Origin of the sequence: Aliamphritea spongicola (assembly GCF_017051665.1) — a bacterium.
Taxonomy (GTDB): Bacteria; Pseudomonadota; Gammaproteobacteria; order Pseudomonadales; family Balneatricaceae; genus Amphritea; species Amphritea spongicola.
On the sequence record NZ_JAFIDL010000008.1, the window covers coordinates 125,614 to 148,085 of the forward strand.

23 protein-coding genes are annotated in these 22,472 nt (G+C 55.3%); 18 read left to right on the forward strand and 5 right to left on the reverse strand.

Annotation, left to right across the window (positions count from 1 at the left end):
- Positions 1-19 precede the first annotated feature (19 nt).
- From JYB63_RS19285 to JYB63_RS19305, 5 genes are all read left to right on the forward strand, one after another.
- The gene (locus JYB63_RS19285) at positions 20-1,045 is read left to right on the forward strand and encodes an AraC family transcriptional regulator (protein WP_205659558.1); all 1,026 of its coding nucleotides are present in this window, start codon (positions 20-22) and stop codon (positions 1,043-1,045) included.
- A 124-nt stretch (positions 1,046-1,169) separates the two neighbouring features.
- Entirely contained in the window at positions 1,170-1,523 is a 354-nt protein-coding gene (locus JYB63_RS19290; RefSeq protein ID WP_205659559.1) for a cupin domain-containing protein, read from the forward strand.
- Positions 1,524-1,534: 11 nt separating this feature from the next.
- Positions 1,535-2,836, forward strand: coding sequence for an NAD(P)/FAD-dependent oxidoreductase (locus JYB63_RS19295; RefSeq protein WP_205659560.1), 1,302 nt, complete (start codon positions 1,535-1,537; stop codon positions 2,834-2,836).
- 16 nt (positions 2,837-2,852) lie between these two features.
- The gene (locus tag JYB63_RS19300) at positions 2,853-4,193 is read left to right on the forward strand and encodes a flavin monoamine oxidase family protein (RefSeq protein ID WP_205659561.1); all 1,341 of its coding nucleotides are present in this window, start codon (positions 2,853-2,855) and stop codon (positions 4,191-4,193) included.
- 111 nt (positions 4,194-4,304) lie between these two features.
- Entirely contained in the window at positions 4,305-5,423 is a 1,119-nt protein-coding gene (locus JYB63_RS19305) for a YHYH protein (protein ID WP_205659562.1), read from the forward strand.
- Positions 5,424-5,491: 68 nt separating this feature from the next.
- On the opposite strand, the gene JYB63_RS19310 is transcribed toward JYB63_RS19305, so the two are convergent.
- The 5 genes from JYB63_RS19310 to JYB63_RS19330 all read right to left on the reverse strand — a co-directional run bounded on the left by JYB63_RS19310 (position 5,492) and on the right by JYB63_RS19330 (position 10,030).
- Positions 5,492-5,629, reverse strand: a complete 138-nt coding sequence (locus tag JYB63_RS19310; protein WP_205659563.1) for a hypothetical protein — start codon at positions 5,627-5,629, stop codon at positions 5,492-5,494.
- A 271-nt stretch (positions 5,630-5,900) separates the two neighbouring features.
- Positions 5,901-6,995 carry a lyase family protein gene (locus tag JYB63_RS19315; protein ID WP_205659564.1) on the reverse strand — a complete coding sequence of 365 codons (1,095 nt, stop codon included), beginning with the start codon at positions 6,993-6,995 and terminating at the stop codon, positions 5,901-5,903.
- Entirely contained in the window at positions 6,988-8,505 is a 1,518-nt protein-coding gene (locus JYB63_RS19320) for a tripartite tricarboxylate transporter permease (RefSeq protein ID WP_205659565.1), read from the reverse strand. The genes JYB63_RS19315 and JYB63_RS19320 overlap by 8 nt, the downstream gene beginning before the upstream one ends.
- A 5-nt stretch (positions 8,506-8,510) precedes the next feature.
- A complete protein-coding gene (locus JYB63_RS19325) occupies positions 8,511-8,981 on the reverse strand; it encodes a tripartite tricarboxylate transporter TctB family protein (RefSeq protein WP_205659566.1) in 471 nt (156 codons plus the stop codon).
- A gap of 74 nt (positions 8,982-9,055) precedes the next feature.
- Positions 9,056-10,030: a Bug family tripartite tricarboxylate transporter substrate binding protein gene (locus tag JYB63_RS19330; RefSeq protein ID WP_205659567.1), complete on the reverse strand. Its 975-nt coding sequence runs from the start codon at positions 10,028-10,030 to the stop codon at positions 9,056-9,058.
- Between the two features lie 114 nt (positions 10,031-10,144).
- Here JYB63_RS19330 and JYB63_RS19335 point away from each other — a divergent pair, with 114 nt between their 5' ends.
- From JYB63_RS19335 to JYB63_RS19395, 13 genes are all read left to right on the forward strand, one after another.
- Entirely contained in the window at positions 10,145-11,068 is a 924-nt protein-coding gene (locus tag JYB63_RS19335) for a LysR family transcriptional regulator (protein ID WP_205659568.1), read from the forward strand.
- A gap of 215 nt (positions 11,069-11,283) precedes the next feature.
- Entirely contained in the window at positions 11,284-12,060 is a 777-nt protein-coding gene (locus JYB63_RS19340) for a DUF3450 domain-containing protein (protein WP_205659569.1), read from the forward strand.
- Complete coding sequence (locus tag JYB63_RS19345; RefSeq protein WP_205659570.1) at positions 12,057-13,427, forward strand: MotA/TolQ/ExbB proton channel family protein; 1,371 nt, start codon at positions 12,057-12,059, stop codon at positions 13,425-13,427. Before JYB63_RS19340 ends, JYB63_RS19345 begins: the two co-directional genes overlap by 4 nt.
- Positions 13,417-13,926 carry a MotA/TolQ/ExbB proton channel family protein gene (locus JYB63_RS19350; protein ID WP_205659571.1) on the forward strand — a complete coding sequence of 170 codons (510 nt, stop codon included), beginning with the start codon at positions 13,417-13,419 and terminating at the stop codon, positions 13,924-13,926. Before JYB63_RS19345 ends, JYB63_RS19350 begins: the two co-directional genes overlap by 11 nt.
- On the forward strand, positions 13,926-14,336 hold the full coding sequence (locus JYB63_RS19355; protein ID WP_205659572.1) for an ExbD/TolR family protein: 411 nt from the start codon (positions 13,926-13,928) through the stop codon (positions 14,334-14,336). The genes JYB63_RS19350 and JYB63_RS19355 overlap by 1 nt, the downstream gene beginning before the upstream one ends.
- A complete protein-coding gene (locus JYB63_RS19360; protein ID WP_205659573.1) occupies positions 14,336-15,085 on the forward strand; it encodes an energy transducer TonB in 750 nt (249 codons plus the stop codon). The genes JYB63_RS19355 and JYB63_RS19360 overlap by 1 nt, the downstream gene beginning before the upstream one ends.
- A gap of 53 nt (positions 15,086-15,138) precedes the next feature.
- Complete coding sequence (locus JYB63_RS19365; protein WP_205659574.1) at positions 15,139-15,597, forward strand: TonB family protein; 459 nt, start codon at positions 15,139-15,141, stop codon at positions 15,595-15,597.
- A gap of 53 nt (positions 15,598-15,650) precedes the next feature.
- On the forward strand, positions 15,651-16,862 hold the full coding sequence (locus JYB63_RS19370) for a tetratricopeptide repeat protein (protein ID WP_205659575.1): 1,212 nt from the start codon (positions 15,651-15,653) through the stop codon (positions 16,860-16,862).
- Positions 16,863-17,090: 228 nt separating this feature from the next.
- Positions 17,091-17,246 carry a hemin uptake protein HemP gene (gene hemP / locus JYB63_RS23670; RefSeq protein WP_205659576.1) on the forward strand — a complete coding sequence of 52 codons (156 nt, stop codon included), beginning with the start codon at positions 17,091-17,093 and terminating at the stop codon, positions 17,244-17,246.
- 121 nt (positions 17,247-17,367) lie between these two features.
- The gene (locus JYB63_RS19380) at positions 17,368-19,287 is read left to right on the forward strand and encodes a TonB-dependent receptor domain-containing protein (RefSeq protein WP_205659577.1); all 1,920 of its coding nucleotides are present in this window, start codon (positions 17,368-17,370) and stop codon (positions 19,285-19,287) included.
- A 152-nt stretch (positions 19,288-19,439) separates the two neighbouring features.
- The gene (locus JYB63_RS19385) at positions 19,440-20,522 is read left to right on the forward strand and encodes a hemin-degrading factor (protein ID WP_205659578.1); all 1,083 of its coding nucleotides are present in this window, start codon (positions 19,440-19,442) and stop codon (positions 20,520-20,522) included.
- Entirely contained in the window at positions 20,519-21,403 is an 885-nt protein-coding gene (locus JYB63_RS19390) for a heme/hemin ABC transporter substrate-binding protein (protein WP_205659579.1), read from the forward strand. The genes JYB63_RS19385 and JYB63_RS19390 overlap by 4 nt, the downstream gene beginning before the upstream one ends.
- A complete protein-coding gene (locus JYB63_RS19395; RefSeq protein ID WP_336510909.1) occupies positions 21,403-22,467 on the forward strand; it encodes a FecCD family ABC transporter permease in 1,065 nt (354 codons plus the stop codon). The genes JYB63_RS19390 and JYB63_RS19395 overlap by 1 nt, the downstream gene beginning before the upstream one ends.
- Positions 22,468-22,472: the final 5 nt, after the last annotated feature.

The following is a 22,472-nucleotide window of genomic DNA, read 5'->3' on the forward strand; positions in this document are numbered from 1 at the left end:
TGGTGGATGTAAAGAGACGATGAAACCAGACAACACGGAACCCCGTATCTGGCTGGGGCTGGAAATCAAGCAACTGGCAGATGACCTTATCAGTTATCAGCAGCTGGAACTGGATGAGCTGCTTCAGGGGCTGGGTTTGTCAGCAGAAGCCTTTGCCGATCCGGCGATCCGCCTGACTTTACATCAGGAACTGACCCTGTATGTGCGCATTGCTAATCTTAACTGTGATCCCTATCTGGCGTTAAAGCACGGCCTGCGTCAGACCCTCAAAGACTTCGGTATTCTAGGTGTGGCGATGATGAGTGCCGCCAGCCTGGGCGATGCCTGGCGGGTTGCCGTCAGGCACAGCCGTTTACTGAGTTATTCCGGCCGTTTCCGGCTGCAGGAACAGGACGGGCAGTTATGTCTGTTCATGCAGCCGGCGCCGACAGACGCCGTAACCTCGGTATTCGAAACAGAAAGTTGTTTTGCCATGTTGCTGGCGGTTTCCGCAGAACTGGTGGACGGCAGGGTGCATTGCCGTCAGATTTCTTTTACCCATACCCCCGCTGAGGAATATCAGCAGCACTGGGCTGCACAGCTCGGCTGTGAAATCCGTTACGGCCAGCCGGAAAATATGCTGTGTCTGTCTGCAGAAGACAGTGCCCGGGTGATTCCCTTTGCTCATCCCGAATACAGCCAGTATATGAATGAGCTGTGTGAAAACCGTATTAAAGCCCTGCAAAACGAATCAGGTGTCGCTGCCAGAGTTGAGAGTCTGCTGCGGCGGCATGAAGGCAAAATAACCCTGCCGGAAACGGCCGCCAGGCTGTCATTGTCTCCCCGTACCCTGAGACGCCGTTTAGCCCAGCAAGGCAGCAGCTTTCAGGAACTGTTAGATCAGGTCCGGTTTGAACGGGCCAGACATTTACTGCTGACCACCCAGCTGACAGTTGCAACTATTGGCCTGCAGCTTGGCTACCGGGATGTGGCGAACTTCCGGGCGGCATTTCGCCGCTGGGCGGGAGTAACACCCAAGGCCTACCGGCAGCAGTCGTCTGAGTAGTAAATGGCCATCACGGGCATAAATGTGGCCTGATATCACCCCTTGTTGTCCCTTTTACCTGCTGTGTTGCCGTGCTCACCGGCGGCACAATCGTGGTTCGTAGTAATGACCAAAGGGTGGAGCAATGGCAATTTTCAAGATGGCCGGGGTACAGCGGGCGGTGACAGAAGCACTGGATGACTGGGGAGATACGCCGGTGCCTGTGGATGGTCCGGCTTCTAAACTGCGTGGTCTGGCACAAACCTTTGACGATGACCGTGTGGAAGTAGGCGTCTGGGAAGCCAGCCCGGGTCGCTGGCGCCGGCAGATTAAAGACGCAGAAATGTGTTACTTCCTGGCGGGGCACTGCAGTTATACCGATGAAGCCGGAGTAACCACTGAAATCCGTGCCGGTGATCTGCTGTATTTCCCGGCGAATAGCCTGGGAGTCTGGGAAATTCACCAGCCAAGCCGCAAAGTGTTCATTGTCTATCAATAAGGGGAAACAGATTGAACAACCGTATGCCTGATCAGTCCGTCAGCCCGGCCTACCCGGCTTCCTATTATGCGGCGACCGCCGCAGAAGCGCCGGCAGATCCGGCTCTGGCAGGTGATATGACCGCTGATGTCTGCATCGTCGGCGGCGGCATGACCGGGCTGAGTGCTGCGCTTGAGCTGAGCCTGCAAGGGTTCAGTGTGGTGCTGCTGGAAGCAGAAGCAATGGCCTGGGGGGCATCAGGACGGGCCGGCGGTCAGTTGATAGTGGGCTATGGTGCGACACCGCAGGCTATGGAAAAACTGATGGGCCGGGAAGATGCCCGGGAAGCGTTTCAGATATCGGTGGATGCCTTGCAGCTGGTACGCGAGCGGATAAAGAATTACCGGATCGACTGTGATTTAGTAGCCGGTCAGGCTGAGCTGGCGGCCCGTCCGGAACACATGGAAGAATTCCGGGAAACCTGTGAACTGCTGGAGAGTGAGTATAGTTATTCCCTGCAACTGCTGGACCGTCAACAATTGCGTGAACAGCTGGACAGCCCGGTGTATCACGGTGCCTGGTTTGACCCCCGGGGTGGCCATCTGCATCCGCTGAAATATACACAGGGGCTCGCCAGTGCTGCCCGGGAAGCCGGCGCACAGCTGTTTTCCGCTACCCGTGTACTGGATATACAGCAGGGCAGCAGCCCCCGGGTGGTAACGCAAAGGGGCACGGTTCGCTGCCGGCAGGTGGTGGTTGCCGCGAATGCTTATCTGGCAAACCTGTTACCGGGCATCGAAAAGCGCATTCTGCCGGTGGGCAGCTATATCTGTGCAACCCGGCCGTTAGGTGCGCAGGCCGGTGAACTGATCCGCAATAATATGGCGGTTGCCGACAGTAAGTATCTGACCAGTTATTACCGGATGTCTGCTGATGGCCGGTTGTTGTTTGGCGGCCGTACCGGGCTGACACAGAAACAGCCGGCAAACCTGCAGCAGGTCATGCGCGCCCGGATTAAACATATTTTCCCTCAGCTGCCTGCTCCGCAGTTTGATTACTGCTGGGGCGGTAATATCGCGGTGACGATGAACCGGATGCCTGATATCGGGCGGCTGGGGAATAACCTCTATTATGCCCATGGCTTTTCCGGTCATGGGATTCTGATGGCCAGCATGGCCGGTAAACTGATGGCGCAGGCGATTGCCGGAGAAACCGGTCGTTTCGACCTGTTTGGCCGGATCCGTCACCGTAACTATCCCGGCGGCACGTTATTACGTAAGCCGGGGCTGGCACTGGCGATGCTGTATTTTGCGCTGCGGGATTTAACCGGCTGACAGGCAGGAGAAAAAGATGACTGATTTTATGAAACGTAGCGTATTACTGCTGGCCGGTTGCCTGTTGAGTTTACAGCTGGCGGCACAGGAGCGGGTACTTGTGGTGGGGGCCGGTATTGCCGGCCTTGCCGCCGCCAAAGACCTGCAGAAGAAAGGCTACGATGTCACCGTACTGGAAGCCCGGGACCGGATCGGCGGACGGATCTGGACGCTGCGCAGTGAAGGTATTTCCTATGATATGGGCGCGGGCTGGATTCATGGTATTGAAGGTAACCCTATTACTGAACTGGCTGAAAAATCCGGTACTGGCATGACTGACATTACCGAGTACGAAAATGCGGTGATTTATGGTGCGGATGGCAGCCGTAATGAGATCAGCCGTGAACTGTTCTTCAGATATCAGGAAATCTTTGAAAGCTACGCTGAAGCTTATCTGGAAGAGAATCCTTATGCGTCAGTTGCGGATGCTGTGGAACAGGCCCGCAAGAATGGCGAACTGGATTTTCTCAGTGACCGGCAAGTTGCCTTCCTGCTGAATACTGAGATGGAACATGAGTATGCCGGTGAAGCAGAGCAGCTGAGCATTGAAGGCTACGATGAAGGGGAAGACATGCCCGGTGAAGATGTGCTTTTCACTGACGGCTATGACGGCATTACAGATTATTTAGCTGAAGGGCTGGATATACGGCTGAACCGGCCGGTAACAGCGATTCGCTATTCAGACCGTCAGGTTGAGGTCGATGCGGGGGAAACCTTTGTTGCCGACCGGGTGCTGGTGACGGTTTCGCTGGGTGTGCTGAAAGCTGGCGCGATCCGCTTTGAACCGGTACTGCCGCAAACCAAGCGCCGGGCGATTGATGATCTGGCGATGGGATTACTGAATAAAGTCTGGCTGACCTTCCCTGAGGTGTTCTGGAAACAGGATAAGGATATTGATCTGATCCAGTATGCGGGCGAACAAAAAGGCCGTTTTGCGGAATGGTACAACGTTTATAAGTATTCCGGTAAACCGGTATTGCTGGCGTTTAATGCTGCATATTATGCGCACGAACTGGAACAGCAGTCAGATGATGCCGTTACAGAAGATGCAATGAATGTGCTGAAGAAGCTCTACGGCGATGATATTCCTGCGCCGGTTGATGTACATATCACCCGCTGGCAGGCAGATCCATTTTCTCTGGGGGCCTATTCCTATACACCGGTGAACGGCCGGGCGGAACAGCGTGAGGATCTGGCTGCACCGGTGGCCGACCGGGTATTTTTCGCCGGTGAGGCAACCAGCAGTGACTATCCGGCCACGACCCACGGCGCTTATCTGTCAGGCCTTCGGGAAGCACGGCGCATTCAGCGGCTGTGATCATTGCCGGGCTCCGGGGGGAAGAAGTATGGGCATGGTACGTCGGTGCGCTTGTATCTGTAGCGGCTGCGTACCAGAATGATGCCCATTCCTTTGCAACGGAGTTCACCAATGAAAGCCTTATTGATGTTACCGGCGGCGTTATTGTTGGCAGCCGGACACAGTGCTCAGGCCCGTCCGCCCCAGGCGGCTTTTGAGGCCTGCCAAAACAGCACTGCAGGCAGCGCTTGCCGGATGCAGACGCCAAAGGGGGAGTTACGGGGCAGTTGTGGAATGCCGCCCAGAGAGAGCCGACTGGTCTGTATGCCAGCAGGCGGTCATCAGGGAAACCGTGCAGGTGGCCGCATGCAGGGTGGTATGTCGGATCACAGCCAGCAGTCGCCCCGTGGCGGTGACGGGCGGGGGACCCGGCAGCATACGGTAGTTCAGTCGGATGGGGACTTGCACCTGGTGGCAGCAGATACACCGCCAATCACGGCTAATCGGATGACCGTGAAAGTTGAGGGCAACAACCGTGTACTGATCGCCAATGGTATTTCAGATCATAATACCGGTGCCTTTCCGAACCGGGGTAATCCTCACTCGATTGAAACGCAGTCATACCGTTTACGGGTGCCTGTGAATCCAACACTCAGTAACCGTGTTACGCCGCTGACGCTCGGAGATTTCGGCATCAGTGTAAACGGTGTGCCTTTCGACCCGGGTGCAGCTGAGTGGTACCGGGGCGACCGGAGCAGTGGCTGGCAGTATGAAGCGTTATCCGGCGCTGTAGCGCTGGGGCTGGATGAGAACCATGCCCATGTTCAGCCCAGTGGAGCCTATCATTATCATGGTTTGCCCAGCCTGTTACTGGCGGGGCTGAATGTCCGTTCCCGACAACATTCGCCACAGATTGGCTGGGCTGCAGATGGCTTCCCGATTTATGCCCTGTACGGATATGCAAACGGCACCTCCGGTGATATCCGTGAACTGCAATCCGGCTACCGTGTTAAAGCGGGCCACCGGCCATCGGGCGGCAGTAACCCTGGTGGTCATTACGACGGAACCTTTACTGCGGATTATGAATTCGTCAAAGGGCAGGGGGATCTGGATGAGTGTAACGGCCGTTATGCGGTAACGCCTGAGTATCCGCAGGGTACCTATGCGTATTTTCTGACCAATAGCTGGCCGGTAATACCCCGTTGCTTTAAAGGGACACCGTCAGCGGATTTTAAGCGGGGCAGGCCCTGATCTTTCTGTCAGTTACCGATACAAAAATGCCGTCATAAAGACGGCATTTCTGTATCAGGGCTGTGGGATTAGTCACAGCTGAGCTGATAGACAGAACTGTCGCTGGTGTTGATCGCCAGGTCAGTGCTGCCGGAATTCTGGTTGGTGGTGTTGCTTGGGCTGGTGTGCGTTTCAACAGCGTGCTGTTGCGGGTCGCGGGCGTACATGTTTCATCCTTGACTGATGCCAGTCGGTTCACTGTGTGCTTACAGTGGCCTCTCTCTGAGGCTTAATTTTTTAAAAGGTAAATTCAGACGGGGACAGCCGGTTCTCTCATCTGAAGGCTGGGAATTATAGCAGGTCATTTTTTAACCGCCAGCATTGGCGCTGAATCAATTCCGGTTTTTGAAAAGATAATTACCCAGATTGAGGAATACATAAAAAAAGGCCTGCCAGGGAACAGTGGCAGGCCTTTAAAGAACGGTATTCGCAGTGCTGTCAGAGAGACGCCGCCTGTTGTTCAATATGCTGCTGCATGACATCGCTGTGCACCTGCAGACCGGTGAACAGCTGTTCGGTCCACATCAGTGCGCCTGAACAGAGCAGAAATACTTCCGGGATTACCAGCCACTCGCCGATCATCGCCCCGCCGGAGCGTTCATGCTGATGTAAGGTCAGTTCACCGATCTGTTCAGCCCGCTGACGGGCCAGCCGGGCTGTTGCCTCTGCAAATTCTGACGCCCGCTGATTTTTCTTGTGCGCCATGGAAGAGGATGCGCCGCGGCCATTCCGGTGGCCTTCACTGACTTCACCGATATCCGATGACGCCAGCAAATTAACATTCTGAGCAATCTTACACAGGCTGGCGCTGAGGCTGCCCAGTGCCATGATGATATCGGCAATGCCGTCCCGGGCGTTTTGCCAGTGGGGATCAGCAAAGCCCATATTCAGGGCATCTGCCATTGCAGCTTTAACTGCTGGACCGCAGTTATCCGGGTATTTAGACAGGTCACCGACCGGGCCGCCAACCTGCACCATCAGGCCGTGGCTGGTGGCGTACTGCAGATTATCCCGGCGACGTTTCAGCTCGGCAATCCAGACTTCCAGCTTGGTGCTGAACTGCAGGGGCACCGCATGCTGGCCGTTGGTCCGGCCAAGCATGCGGGTATGCCGCTGTTCCTGTGCATGTCGCTGTAACTGAATCAGTACGGCTTCAAGCTGCAGCTGGATTTCAGTAATGCCCCGCTGTATCTGCAGCATGGTGGCGGTATCCATGATGTCCTGTGTGGTGGCCAGATAGTGCACATAGGGGGCGTGATCAGGGCCAAGCAAGTGACGCAATTGCTCAACCAGCCCGACAATCGGTCGGCCGACTAACTGCATTTTGTCCTGCAGAGTTTGTTCATTCAGCTGGCAGGCGGAAATCTCAGCCAGCTGTTCAGCCACTGCCGGAGGGATCAGCCCCTGATCCGCCTGACAGCAGGCCAGAGTTTGTTCCACCTTCAGCCAGGCGCTCAGCATGGCCTCTTCAGACCATATCTGGCGCATGTGCAGGGTAGAAAAACAGGATTCGTACAGCGCCCAGTTAAGCATCGGCCAGCGCTCCCTTCACTTTGCGCCGCTGTTTCATAATGCTGCGCACCCGCAGGGCAATGGCGGCGACACCCAGAATCAGGAATGCCAGTGCAATGGGCCGTTCGATGAAAATCATCGCGCCGTCTTTAGACATCAGCATGGCCTGGCGGAAGGTTTCTTCAGCCCCTTTGGCCAGTACGAACGAGATCACAAACGCCGCCACATTGAATTCATATTTGCGCATCAGCCAGCCGGCAAAGCCTGCACAGGTCATCACGGTGACATCGAACAGTGATCCGCGGGCTGAGAAGGCGGCAATGAAGGCAGTCAGGAAGATCAGTGGATAGAGCACCTGGGTCGGGATCTTGAGAATAATCCGTGAGACCCGTGTTGCACCGAAATACCCGATCAGACCGTAGGCAAAAATACCCAGAATGCCGCAGGCGAACAGCTGATAAACCAGTTCTTTATCGGTCAGGAACAGGGTTGGCCCCACCTGAATACCGTGGATCAGGAACACGCCGAGCAAGATCGCACCAATGGTTGAGCCGGGGATACCCAGGGTCAGCAAGGGCGCCATCGACGGACCGGATACCGCATTGTTAGCCGCTTCCGGCGCGGCAACGCCTTCCAGTTTTCCTTTCCCCCATTGCTCAGGATCTTTGGCGCGGCGCTTACCTTCACCGTAAGAAATAAATGCCGCAATCGCTGAGCCCAGCCCGGGCAGCACGCCAATGGCTGCGCCGATCACCCCGCCACGCAGGGCGTGGGGCAGGCAGGGTTTATATTCTTCCCAGCTGAGCTGATTACCGTCCGGGTCAGTGGTTTCGTTGCTTTTGATTTTCGCCGGGTGATTACGGCGTTCTTCCATCTGGGCGAATACTTCACCCAGTACGAACACACCGATCATCAGGGGCACCAGACCGATGCCGTTGGACAGCTCAAACATGCCGAAGGTGTAGCGTTCTTCGCCGGAAATGGGATCGATACCGATCATGGCGATAATGATCCCCAGCAGGGCAGAAGCCAGCCCTTTGAGGACGGAATTACCGATCACTGAACCGATCACTACGAAGGCCGCAAAGTAGACGGCAAAGATTTCCGGTGGGCCGAGTTTCAGGGCCAGTGCAGCAATGAAGCCGACACCGACGACCAGCATAATGTCGCCCATGAAATCACCGATAACGGAAGAGATGGTTGCCACTTTCATGGCTTTACCTGCTTTGCCGGCACGGGCCAGTGGATAACCGTCAATCTGGGTGGCCGCAGAGGCGGCCGTACCCGGGGTATTAAACAAAATGGCGGCAATGGAACCGCCATAGCGGCCGGACTTACCGATTACGTAGAGGAACGCCAGGGCAAACAGCGGCGGCATGTGAAAGGTGATTGGCAGCAGCATCGCAATGGCGGCGGAAGCGGTCAGGCCCGGAGTGGCGCCGACCACCATACCGACGACCGCAGCCAGTAAAATGGCACCGAGCAGAATCGGGTCTGTGATCACAGAGAGCAGGGCCGGAAAGATTTCCATAGTACTTACCCCTGAATAAATTCGTTCAGGTCGAATACTTCACCGTACGGTGGGTAAACGCCCAGTAACATAAAGAAAATGATGTGGAAGGCCAGTGGGCACAGTATCACTGACAGTGCCAGCCCCAGCGGGCTACGCACGCCGAACATATAGAGGGCTACCGGCGCCACAATTGCGGTAGGTAACAGATACCCAAACCAGCTGAAGGATTGCTGGTAGAGAACCGCAATGATGAACAGGATGATCACATCCCGGGCACCCTGATTGCTTTGCCCGGCGGTGTCAGCGCGATGACTGCGCAGTGCGTCCAGCAGGCTGATGGCGGCAATCACCCCCAGTGCGACAGCTGCGCCGAAAGGCACAATACCTGCCCAGGTTTCTCCCGGAGAGGCATCGGGTACCTGCAGGGCACCCCAGACAGCAACTGCACTGAGCAATGCCAGTACCAGTGCTTCACAGATATTTCGAATGGCCATAACCTTTCCCGGAAAATCAGTGTGGATATGTGTTGTGCCGGAGCCTTTCAGGCTCCGGTTTCAGAGGCCTGGCGTTACTTTTTAGCTAAGCCTTCGACCAGTGGGGCTGCGTCTGCTTTCATGGCCGTCAGCGTGGTTTTTGCGCTGCTGCCAGTCTGATAAACCGGGCCGGTGCCCCGTTTGATCAGCAATTCTGCAAACTCCGGTTTGGCGGCAATTGTCTCCAGCGCAGTTTCCATCTTGCTGACAATATCAGCGGGTGTGCCCTGTGGGGCGAATACAATCACCGGCGATGATACTGCTGCAAAAGGAATGCCCAGCTCACCAAAGGATGGCACATCTTTCATGATGGCGTCCCGGGCATCACTGTTGACCGCCAGTGCACGGAGCTGGCCTTCGAAGCCGGCCAGTTGTTGTACTCCCAGGAAGCCAAAATCTGCCTGTTCACCGATCAGGGCAGCACGGGTCGGGCCGCCTCCTTTATATGGCACATCCTGTACCTGAATGCCGTTTTTCTGCATAAAACCCAGACCGCCAACGAAGTGGAAACCGCCGCGGCCGGAATGGGCCCAGCGCAGATCTTCAGGGTTGGCTTTTGCGGCAGCAATGACATCAGCTACGTCTTTGAAAGGGCTGTTTACCGGCACCATCAGAGAGGTCTGCAGCAGGCCGATCTGGGCGACAAACTGGAACGATTCCAGCGCATCCAGTTTGGTCTTGCGGGTAAGGGTTGAGAGCAGGAAAGAACCGCCGGAAGTCATCATAAAGGTGTATCCGTCCGGCTTGGCATTCACCGCTGAGTTGGCACCGTTCAGACCACCGGAGCCGGGCTTGTTCACCACCACAACCGGGACTTTGAATACGTCTTTGGCGGCAGCCGCCAGTGCACGGGCATAGGCATCGGTACCGCCGCCGGCTTTATAAGGCACGATGATGTTAATCGGGCGCTTGGGCCAGTCAGCAGCCTGAGTGGCTGTGGCAAATGTGCCTGCTGCCAGTGTGAGTGCCAGCCCGGTGGCCAGCTTTTTGAAGAAGGAACGGCGTTGCATAATTGAGTCTCCTTATTTTTCTTATACTGATCAAATTAGCAGCAATATTCATTTACTAAAAATGCAAAAATGTTTAATTTATTTGCGTATAAGTAAAATGTTGAGGTGCGGAATTTGAATATCAAAGCGTTACGTGCGTTCAGGGCAACCCTGAGCGGTGGCTCTTTAGCAGCCGCTGCGGAGAAACTGCACCTCAGTCAGCCGGCGGTGAGCCGTCTGATCACTTCACTGGAAGGTGAACTGAAGCTGGATCTGTTTGACCGTACCGGCCGGAATCTGACTCCCACGGAAGAAGGGATGGCCTTCTACCGGGAAGCGGGCCGGATTCTCGATAACCTTGATGAAGTGCCCAGAATCGTTGCGGAAATCCGTGCAGGCCGTACCCAGACCCTGCGGGTAATTGCCATGCCCCGGGTGTCGCAGGGGTTGGCGTGTCCTGCTGTCGCTGCATTTTTGCAGCAGTATCCGGATATCAATGTCAGCCTGGATGTAAGGGCCCGGCGGGAAGCCGGCGAGTGGCTGGTGGGCCGGGAATACGATATCGGCGTGGGGGCACTGCCGGTGGATCATCCGGATATTCACACCGAAGTGTTACTCAGGGCACGGCCGGTGGCGATTCTCCCGGTGGACCATCCGCTGGCGCAGCGTGATGAGTTGCGGGCGGAAGATCTGGCGGAATACCCGGTTATCCGGCTGATGCGTGGCTTACTATTGCGTGAGCAGCTGGATGATATTTTCAGTGCGGTGGGCATTGTTCCCCGGCATCTGTGTGATGTGTCATCGTCTCAGGTGGCCTGTCAGTTGGTGGCCGACGGTGCAGGAATCACCATTGCTGATCAGTTAGTTGCGGCCAACACCGACCCGGCTAAAGTGGCGACCGTTCCTGTTATCCCCAAGCGCTGGATGGCCTTCGGGTTACTCTATCCGAAAGCCAGTGTGGCAAGCCCTGCCAGAGATGCATTCATTCATCAGCTGCGGTTACAGGCCCGTCAGCTGGCTGAAGAATTTACCGATATTGAAACGGTTGATGCGTCCTGAGCCGACAGGCGCTGTCAGTGTCTGCATAGAAACGTTTATACACAAAAACTGTGGATAAACATGTTTGTAAGCTGAGCAGTTCTGCTGCAGCCCGCCAATCCTCTTATCTTTGCTATGACTGGTTAAATGCCGGGCAGTGATGGTTTTGTACTGGTATTTAGTATTATTGGTATGCTAAATTAAAGATCAATCATTCTCATTTAGATTAATCAGTCATGAAATCTCGTCATTTTCTGCTCGCTTTTTCAGCGGGTATGGCCTGTTTCTGGTCCTCTGTTTCCGGTGCTGCGGCGCTGGAAAAAACCCAGCAAACCCTTGCTGATGCACAACAGCAGGCAGTAGCCAAGCAACAACAAATTGATTCGCTGGACAGCAAAATTATTGCTGATCATCAGCAGTATCTGGATACCCTGCGTCAGGCTGATTTGCTGGATGCCTATAACAGCCAGCTGGAAAAACTGATCACTGCCCAGCAGCAGGAACTGAACAGCACAGAACAGCAACTGGCATCACTGGAACAGACAGAGCTGACGGTTCTGCCGCTGCTGGAGCAGATGCAGGCAGGACTGCGACGTTTTGTAGAAGCGGATTTGCCGTTCCTGCAAAGCGAACGTGAAGAACGTCTGCAAAGATTAGATAACCTGTTGAGCCGGGCGGATGTCAGCCTGGCAGAAAAATACCGTCAGTTACTCAATGCCTACCAGACCGAAGTGGAATATGGCCGTACCCTGGAAGCCTACAGTGGCGAACTGATCGGTGCCGCTGGCAGCCGGGAAGTGAATTTTATCCGTCTGGGGCGCACAGCGCTGTACTACCAGACCCGTGACGGTCAGGAAAGCGGTATCTGGAATGCGGGCTCAGGCCAGTGGGACAGCCTGCCGGACAGCCAGAATGTTGCAGTTCATAAGGCGATACAGCTGGCCCGGCAACAGGTGGTACCGGATTTGCTGACCTTACCTTTACCGGCAATCACTCAGGAGGTGCAGCCATGAAACTGGGTTGTGTACTGGCGGCCGTATTACTGCTGAGCAGCACGGTTAATGTATCCGCGGCAGAAGCGGATATGCAGGCGTTGCTGAATACTGTTCAGGACCGGGTTGCCAGGGAGCAGGCAACGGATCAGCAACGGCTGGCTACCTTCCGTCGATCCAGCCAGGAGCAGGCGGCATTACTGCAACAGGCTGAAGCACGGCTGGCCGCCAGCCAGCAGCGACAGACTGAACTGAAAGCGCTGTTTGATGAGCAGGAAGCTTTGCTGGCAGAGCAGCAAAACCTGCTGAAGAACCGGACCGGGCAACTGGGTGAAATTTTTGGTGTGGTGAAGCAACAGGCCAAAGATTTACAGGGAGTGCTGATGGATTCGCTGGTCAGCGCGGAATTGCCTGGCCGGGCGGAGCAGCTGGAGTTCAGTGGTCAGCAGGAAGTGCTGACCCGCAATGAGCTGGAAGCGCTCTGGCAGACGTTCCAGCAGGAGTTAATTTACAGCGGTCAGGTTAAAGCGTTTGAGGCACCGGTGGTGATGACCAGTGGTGAAACCCGCACCGCAGAAGTGATCAGAGTGGGTGCGTTTAATGCGGTGACCGCTGATGGTGAATTTCTGGTGTATGCCGATGACCGGCTGAAACAGCTGGCCCGTCAGCCGGACAGCTCAGTGCGTGAGCAGGCGGCAGCCTTTGTCCGCGGAGAAGGCGATACCTTGCTGGTAGATCCTAACCGGGGCGGGTTGCTGCAATTACTGTCACTCAAGCCGACGCTGCAGGCGCGTATCGAGCAGGGCGGCGGTGTCGGTTATCTGATTATCGGGCTGGGGATTATAGGTTTGCTGGTGGCGCTCTGGCGTTTACTGGTCAGCAGTTATACCGGGTTGCGGATTCGCCGGCAGCTGGCCACGGTACAAAACCCGCGTAAAGACAACCCTCTGGGGCGTTTGTTGCTAGCAGCGCAGGCTGGCGGCACCCGGGAAGATATGGAAGTCCGGCTGGATTCTGCTCTGCTGGCAGAAACGCCCAAGCTTGAACAGGGGCTGGCAATCCTGAAGCTGATTGCGGCGGTGGCGCCACTGCTGGGTCTGCTGGGGACGGTTACCGGGATGATCGGCACCTTCCAGAGTATCACCCTGTTCGGTACCGGTGATCCGAAGATGATGGCCGGAGGCATCTCTCAGGCGCTGATCACCACCGTTCTGGGGCTCTGTGTCGCCATTCCTTTGCTGTTCTGTCACAGCCATCTGTTTTCCCGTACCCGCCGTACGCTGCAGTTCCTGCAGCAGAAGAGCCTGGCGATTCTGGTGGAGCGTGAAGAAACCCAGCAGCCGGAAGCTATAGCGGAAGATTATCCGGAGGCGGCCAATGCTGCCTGATACACAGTTTATGCAGCTGGTGCTGGAAGAGTTCTTCCAGGCCGGCGGCCCGGTCCTGCTGGTTCTGGCGGCGCTGGCGCTGTTGCTCTGGACCCTGTTGCTGGAACGCTGCTGGTTCCTGTTGCGCAGTTTCCCGCAGATGCTGCGGGGCTGCCAGACCGCCACCAGCTACGGCAGCTTTTTACAGCAGAAATGCGCAGCGAATGTAGCCCTGCAGACCTCACTGGCAATGATTAAAACCCTCATAGCCTTGTGCCCTTTGCTGGGGTTGCTGGGCACGGTCGTTGGCATGATTCAGCTGTTTGATGTGCTGGCATTACGGGGCGCGGCTAACCCCCGTCTGATGGCTGCCGGGGTGGCTCAGGCAACCCTGCCGACCATGGCCGGTATGGTGCTGGCAGTCAGCGGGCTGCTGTTTTATGGCCGTTTAAAGCGGTACAGCCAGCAACAGTGGCAACGTTTAAATATCTTAAGTAATAACTGGCGGAGCCGCTGCTGATGGCCGTTCGACCGAATTTTGAAATGCAGGAAGATGAATCCGGCATTGATATGACCCCGATGCTCGACATCGTTTTCATCATGTTGATTTTCTTCATTGTGACCACCACCTTTGTCCGTGATGCCGGGGTCGAAATTAACCGGCCGCAGGCACAGAGTGCTGAGCCGGTGAAAGCTCAGGGGGCACGTATCGCGATTACCGCAGACGGTGAGATCTGGCTGGACAAACAACAACTGGATATCCGCATGGTACGTCCTGCACTGGAACGGTTGCGGGCCGATGAGCCGAATCTCGGGGTACTGATTCAGGCGGATAAAGAAGCCGGCACAGGATTGTTAATTGAAGTGCTGGACGTGATTAATCTGATGGGCATAGAACAGGTGGCGGTGGCTACCCGGGAAGACGGTTAATGGTCAGGCAAATAGCCTTTGTGCCTCTGGCGCTGCTGGTCACGCTGATGCTGTTTCTGGTGATGGCCCGGCTGGCAGGTATCGGTGTGCCGGTTGAACAGGTGATTCAGGAAACCCTGAAACTGAATATGCAGCAGTTGCGGTTCGACGATGAGTTGCAGGTTCGCCAGCGGGAAGCCCTGACACCGCCGCAGTTGTCACAACCCCAGCAACGGCCGGATCAGCCGGAAGTGGATCTGAAGCCCCAGCTGGACATTCAGCCGGTGGCAGTAAAGCTGGATTTGCCGGAAATTGATCTGGATATGGCACTTAAAGTATCCCCCCATACGGATCAGCTGGAAGTGGCTAAACCGACGCCGCCTAAGCCGGCTAAGCCGGAGCCAGTGGCTGAGCCTGTAGAAACGGTACAGGCGCCTGCCCCGGCAACGGATGCTCCGCCAACACCAGTAGTGGCACCTTCTGCCATGTCAGCCCAATTGCCGATGAATGTATCTGCTGCACCTGAAATACGGGGTGAGCCCAGTTATCCCAGCCGTGCCAGACGTCGCAGAATTGAAGGGTATGTGCTGGTTGAATTTGTAGTGGATGCTAACGGCAATATAGTGACTGACAGTTACAAAGTTTTAGAGTCTAAACCGAAGAAAGTTTTCGACAAGGTGGTTCGTCGTGCAGTCCTGCGCTGGCGTTATGCGCCGACTGGCAGTGCCTTCCGTACCCAGCAACGGTTTAAGTTTAGTATGCAAAATTAATCCGGAGGCTGGGTGATCGCCTGCCCGCTGGTGCTGAAATACAGGTTAAGCTCTTGAAAATAAGCAGGTTGTTACTGGCTCTGATTGCCGGTCTGACATTGGGTATGACATCGCCGGTAATGGCAAAGGCGCTGTCACCTGTTATGTATGAAAAACTGCTGACGGTTCATGAGTCTTACAAAGATAGTGCTTATAGTCAGACGTATAAGCAGGAGAATACACCGCTGGAGAATAGCCCATTGAATGGTGTACGGCCCCGGCCGTCACATATGCCAGATTCAGTGAAGCTGGCGCAGCAAGATTTGCAGTCCGTAGCTGAAGGCTATGTCGTCGCAGAGTTTGAGGTGGACGCCAGCGGAAATGTGCTGCCGGATACTTTCCGGATCGTTGAGTCCCAGCCTGAGAGAGTCTTCGATAAGGCTGTTCGTCGTGCAGTGCTTGGTTGGCGTTATGCGCCAACAGGCAGTAGTTATCGAATCCAGCAGCGATTTGAATTCAAGTTAGAAAAGTAATCTGAACTGAAACTGGCAGTTACCTGCCGGCTATGGGAAAACAGGTTAGGTGTATGAAAATACGGATGCTGTTACTGGCTCTGATGGCCGGTCTGACACTGGGTATGACTTCGCCGGTTATGGCGAAGACGCTGTCGCCCGCTGTGTATAAAAAATTGCTGGCGGTTCATGAGTCTTACAATAACGGTGCATACAGCCAGGCGCTTAAGCAGGTGAACGCTCTGTTAGCGGAGAAGTTGTCGGATTATGCCCGGGCGCAGGCATTGCATATGTCCGGCGCAGTACGGCTCGCGCAGGAAAACTATACAGGGGCGCTGAAGGCGTTCAGTCAGGCCTATCAGCTTAAACAGCTGGAAAAGCCGCGGCAGCTGCAATTGCTGCATAACATTGCCCAACTGAGTTATCAGACTGAACAGTGGCAGCGCAGCCTGAAGAATTTTTCTGCCTGGCAGCAGGCGGGCGGTAAGCCCGGGGCCAATGATTATCTGATGCAGGCACAGGCTTACAGTGCACTGAAAGACTGGCAGAAGGTTATTCCTGCGGCCCGGCAGGCCATTGCGTTGCATGCTTCACCACCGGATGCCTGGTATCAGATCCAGTTGGTGGCCCACTGGCGTCTGAAGCAATTTAAGCAGGCAACGGATTTGCTCAAAGTACTGGTGACCCGCCAGCCGGAAAATGCGTTTTTCTGGCAGCAACTGGCCTATGGTTATCAGCAGCAGAACGATGATAAATCGGTACTGGTTACCCTGCGCGGCGCCTATGTTAACGGGGTTCTGCAAAGTGATAAGTATGTACGCTGGCTGGCGCAGCTGCTGATTCAGGAAGGGTCGCCGCAACGGGCGGTGGAAATTATCCGCGAATCGCTGACGGAAAAACGCTTGAAGAATAACCGAAAGACCCAGAAGATGCTGGTGCAGGCTTATCTGTTAGCCAAAGATTATCAGGCCGCACGGCCGTTGCTGGAGATGCTGGCGGAACGAACAGATAGTACCCTCATGTATCAGCAGTTGGCACAGGTGAATATGCAGTTACGGCGCTGGCGGGCCGCTTATCAGGCATTAGGTAAAGCCATTGCGGCGGCACCGGATAATGCCGGCCAGTTGTACATCATGCAGGGCATGGCAAGCCTGAATAATGCTCAGCTGGATAAGGCCCGTGAGAGCTTTATGCACGCCAGTGAATACCCTTCGGCTCAGGACAGTGCTAACAACTGGCTGAGCTACATTGAGACGCTGCAGAAAGAGACGGATAACCCCGCCTAGTTTTTCGCATTGCCCGCCGTGTGAGGCCAGTAGGACTGTGTTCTCATAGGGCGGGTTCCTCCGTAGTAATACTTTAGTTCTGTCGTTAAACGTTTTTGTTATGAAGGCGGGTACACATTATGGTTGCTAAAAGTATTGCAAAATGATTAAATGATAATACTTATCATTAAGAATAGCGTTTGTTGAGCTTGTCTCCGGGCTAAATCTGCTTAATAAGAGAATTAAAAAGTGACCGATAAACCCGTTGTAGTTACTTCCCAGGAAGAAAGACGGATTCAGCTTCAGGAACTGATGCCACAGAGCAATCAGATCATCATCGTACATAACGGTGAAGATTACCGTTTGCGTATTACCCGTAACGGCAAGCTGATACTGACGAAGTAATATTAACCGGATAGCCAGCAGGTTATCCGTTGCAGTTTCTGCACTACATATCCCCGCTAAGCCAGCCACCAGATCGGCAGCCAGTTAGTGGATCGTTCAAAGGAATGATCAGGGTGCATCAGTGAATGCTGATGCACGTTTACGTACACAACTAACTGACAATTTAATTATGAAAACCATTCCCTCATTGCTGGCAACAGCTGTGCTGCTTTCGCACGCCCAAAATTCGCTGGCAGAAGACGATAATACCATTTTAGTTTCCGCAAAGGCCCCTGTGACGGCTGAAGAATATTCGGGTTCGGTCAGTGTGGTGACCGCTGCTGAAATTAAAGCCAGCGGTGCAACCAATCTGGTAGAAGCGCTGGAAACCGCCCCGGGCATCACCACCGGTATTTCCGGTAACAACTCTTCCAAAGTGATCAAAATCCGTGGCATGGAAGCGGAATACAGTCTGATTCTGGTGAATGGTAAACGTATTCCGAACAGTGACCGGAACCTGCCGTTTGGCCCGGGTTACCGTTATAGCTGGGTACCGGTAGAAAACATTGAGCGGATCGAGATTATCCGCGGTGCTGCTTCAAGCATTTACGGTTCAGATGCGCTGTCCGGTGTAATTAACATCATTACCAAACAGGCCGGTGATGAGTGGAGCGGCTCGGTAACGGTGGATGCCCAGCGCCTGGACGGTTCCGGCGGTGGCGATGGCGAAGGTATTACTGTCACGGCTGCCGGCCCGCTGAGCGAATCCGTTGATCTGAGCATTGCGCTGGAAAAGAGCAACTCAGATGCGGTTGAAGACGATGACGGCCTGACGATTAAGTCTGCCCGTGATGTCAGAAACCTGCAGGCGGATCTGGGCATTAACCTGGATGAAGTCAGCCGCTTACAGTTCGGTTTAATCGCCGGCGATGAAGACGGTGAAGACATTGATAACAGCCGGGGCACCGTGGTGCAGAATGAACTGGATCAGGAACGCCGTTTATTCAGTGTTGACTACAGTACCGTTGTGAGCGGTTTCAATCTGAGCACCGGTGCGGTTAAGGGCAAGACAGACCTGACAGAGGGCACTAATGAGTGGAAGATCACCGAAGAAAACTACTCAGTGGATCTCGACGGTGCGCTGAATGAAAGCAACTATCTGAGTGCCGGTATCGAGCGCCGGATTGAAGGCGCTGACCGTTTCGACCGTGACTTTGCGGATGAATTCCGTTCCTGGTCGCTGTACCTGCAGGACCGTATCGACCTGACCGACGCACACAGCCTGACGTTAGGCGCTGCATACGATGACCATAACCGCTATGACAGCGAGATCAGTCCGAAGGCTTACTGGAACTGGCAGATCAATGATGCCTGGAGCATGAAGGCAGGTTATTCCCACGGTTACATCGCCCCGTCCATTCGGGAAGGTTCCAGCCAGTACGTTATCCCAGCCGGCCCGCGCCGTTATGAGGGTAATGATGATCTGCAGCCGGAAACCAGCAAAACCAAGGAAATCAGCCTGGCGTATGTGGGTGACACCTTTGATGCTTCGGTAGCAGCGTTCAATACCGAGATTGATGACCTGATCACCACCACTGATACCGTAGACGGCTTTGTGACGGTGGCTCAGTACAACAACGTGGATAAGGCACAGATTAACGGTCTGGAAGCATCTGCCGGCTGGCAGGTGACGGACACCAGCAAGCTGAGCTTTAACTACACCTTCCTGGATACCGAAAATAAGAGCGGCGATAACGAAGGTAAAGAACTGACCAAACGTCCCCGTCATACCGCCAACCTGAAACTGAATCAGATGCTGCCGGCGATTGATAGCAGCCTGTATGTGGCGGTGCGCTCGGTGAGCAAGCAGTACAACGATGCGGCAAATACCAGTGAAATCGACAGCCATACCCTGGTGAATGTTGGCTTTACCAAGCACCTGGGGGAGAACCTCGATATTCAGGCATCGATTTATAACCTTGGCGACAAACGGGTGATGGATAACACCGAAGCGGTGGAAGTAGGCCGCGAGTACCGGTTATCCCTCTCGTATAACTTCTGAGGACTGGCGCCGGAGCCGGTCACCGGCTTCAGCCCGCCCGCGTAAGCAGTATGCCGTGTTGTTTTTCCCCCTTTAAAGCAACGCGGCATCGCGCGTTAACAACATACTTTTGATGATGTGCCTGCCAGGCAGGCAACAGTGGAGCACAGACAATGCCATTAACCGAATTATTTACCCGTTCTCTGACCGACAGCACACTGCAGCAGCGTTTTACTCAGCTGATGGCGGCTGAACCTGAAATCCGCCGCCGGGATATTGCCCATAAGCTGGAGGTATCTGAAGCAGCGCTGATCGACCAGCAGTGCGGAGTACAGAGTGTGCGACTGAATGATCAGTTTGCCGACATGATCCGGGCGATGCCAGCGCTGGGTTACATCATGACCCTGACCCGAAATGAATATGCTGTGCACGAACGTAAAGGTATTTACGACAACGTCCGTATCGGTGGCCCGATGGGGCTGGTCATCACTGAAGACCGCAAGATTGATTTACGGATTGTGCTCAGCCGCTGGGCATTTGGCTATGCCGTGCGGGAAGAAACCGCCCGGGGTGACCGTTTCAGCCTGCAGTTTTTTGATAATACCGGCACTGCTATCCAGAAGATATTCCTGCAACCGGACAGTAACGAACAGGGCTACGTTGAGCTGGTAGAGACCTTCCGTGCCGCTGAGCAGGGCGGTGAACAAACCTACAGTGACGCGGGGGAAGTACCGGAATATGCGGCCGATGAACAGGTGGATGTGGCGAAGTTAACCGAAGAATGGCTGGCTATGACCGATGTGCATCAGTTCTTCGGTATGTTACGCCGGCACAAAGTCAGCCGCGAGCAGGCATTCCGTCTGGTGGGCGCACCGCATGCCGAGGCGATTGATCCTGCAGGCATTGTTACCTTGCTGGAGCAGGCGGCGGCAAAAGAATTATCCATCATGTGTTTTGTGGGTAACCGGGGCAATATTCAGATTCATACCGGCCCTGTGAAAACCATTAAGCGAATGGGGCCGTGGCTGAATGTACTGGACCCTGAATTTAACCTGCACCTGCTGGAGAGCGGTGTGGCCAGCGCCTGGCTGATCCGTAAATCAACAGAAGACGGCATCGTTACTTCGGTGGAGCTGTATGACAATGCCGGCGAAACTGTGGCCCAGTTCTTCGGCCAGCGTCAGGAAGGTGACCCGGAAAATACCGTCTGGCGTGATCTGGCAGAGAGCCTGCCGGGGCGGGAGGTTGCCGCATGATCCGCCGGTCTCTGTTTACGCCTTTGCTGGCCGGGCTGATGATGCTGGCACCGTTGGCACAGGCGGCGCCGGAGCGCATTGTGTCTGCCGACGGTTCCCTGACCGAAATCATCTATGCGCTGGGGGAAGAGCACCGTCTGGTCGGGGTGGATACCACGTCCGGTTATCCACAGCGGGCCAGGGAGCTGCCTCAGATAGGCTATAAGCGAAATATCTCCGCAGAAGGCACCTTATCACTGGCACCTGAAGTGATGATTGCCACGGAAGATTCCGGTCCGGATACAACTCTGCGTCAGATTACTGCCGCAGGGGTGATGATTCATCAGTACAGCGCGGCACCAACGCTGGCCACGGTGCGGGAGAAAATCATTGGGCTGGCGACACTGCTGGATAAACCTGAAGAAGGGCATGAGCTGTGGGCCGCAGTAGATGCTTCTGTGACTCAGGCACAGCGGCAGCTGGAAGCGGTTGATCAGCCGGTACGGGTGATGTTTGTGCTGAGCAATGCCAACGGCAGTGCCATTATCGGCGGTGAAAACACCCACGCGGATACCGTTATCCGTCTGGCCGGCGGGGTAAATGCTGCATCCGGTTTCGAGGGGTATAAGCCCATGCCGGATGAAGCGATTGCTGCGGCCCGGCCGGATATCATTCTGATGATGACCCGGGAAGGTAATCACGAAGTAAACAGTGAAATTCTGTCCAAGCCGGGCTTTGCCATGACACCGGCAGCGGCCGAGCGCCGGCTGGTGAAAATGGATGGCATGCTGATGCTGGGCTTTGGCCCGCGGATCGGTGAAGCGGTGGAAGGCCTGATCCGGGCGTTTTATCCGGACGCCGGGCAGCTGTCAGCTCAGCACTCAGCCCAGACAGTACAGTGATGACAGGCATGGTATTAACCGCCCGGGAGCGGCGGGTGAAGTGGTCGCTGCTGAGTCTGGTGGCGGCCCTGACGCTCAGTGTCTTGCTGTCTGTGGGGGTCGGGCCGATGTCCATCAGCATGGCGCAGTCCTATTATGCGGTACTGGCAAGTATCGGTGTGATGGTGGCAGATGTGCCTGCGCATATGCAGTTGGTGGTCGAATCAATCCGCTTACCCCGCACGGTTCTCGGGATGCTGGTGGGCGCAGCGCTGGCGGTGTGTGGCGCGGCGATGCAGGGGTTATTCCGAAATCCCCTGGCTGACCCGGGACTGATCGGTGTCACCGGCGGGGCATCGCTGGCAGCGGTGGCTGTGATTGTACTGGGCGGCAGTTATTTCTCCGTTGTGTATCAGTGGCTGGGGCCCTATGCGCTGATGGTTGCTGCATTTGCCGGCGCATTTCTGACGACCCTCATTGTGGCAAGAATCGCCACCACCCGGTATGGCACCTCTATAACAACCATGCTGCTGGCGGGTATCGCCATTGGTATTGTTACCGGGGCCGGCGTGGGTGTTATGACATACATGGCGGATGACGCCCAGCTGCGTACCCTGACATTCTGGAGTATGGGCAGCCTGGGAGGTGCGACCTGGGAAACCGTCATTGCTGCAGGTGTGCTGATCACGGTGACGCTGGTGGGCCTGCCAATGCAGGCGAAAAACCTCAATGCCCTGTTGCTGGGGGAGTCGGAAGCCCGGCATCTCGGCGTGCGCATTGAAGCGGTGAAGAAACGGATTATTTTACTGACGGCGCTGGGGGTTGGTGCCAGCGTGGCGGTCTCCGGCATGATCGGTTTTGTTGGCTTGATCGTCCCGCACATTGTACGTCTGACACTGGGGCCGGATCACCGCTATCTGTTACCTGCATCCGCGTTGCTGGGGGCACTGTTCCTGCTCTGTGCCGATATGCTGGCCCGGACGCTGATCGCGCCGGCAGAACTGCCTATCGGGCTTATCACGACAATCATTGGCGGGCCGTTCTTTATAGGCATGGTCATTTACCGTGCCCGCAAGCTGGGCTGAACGGA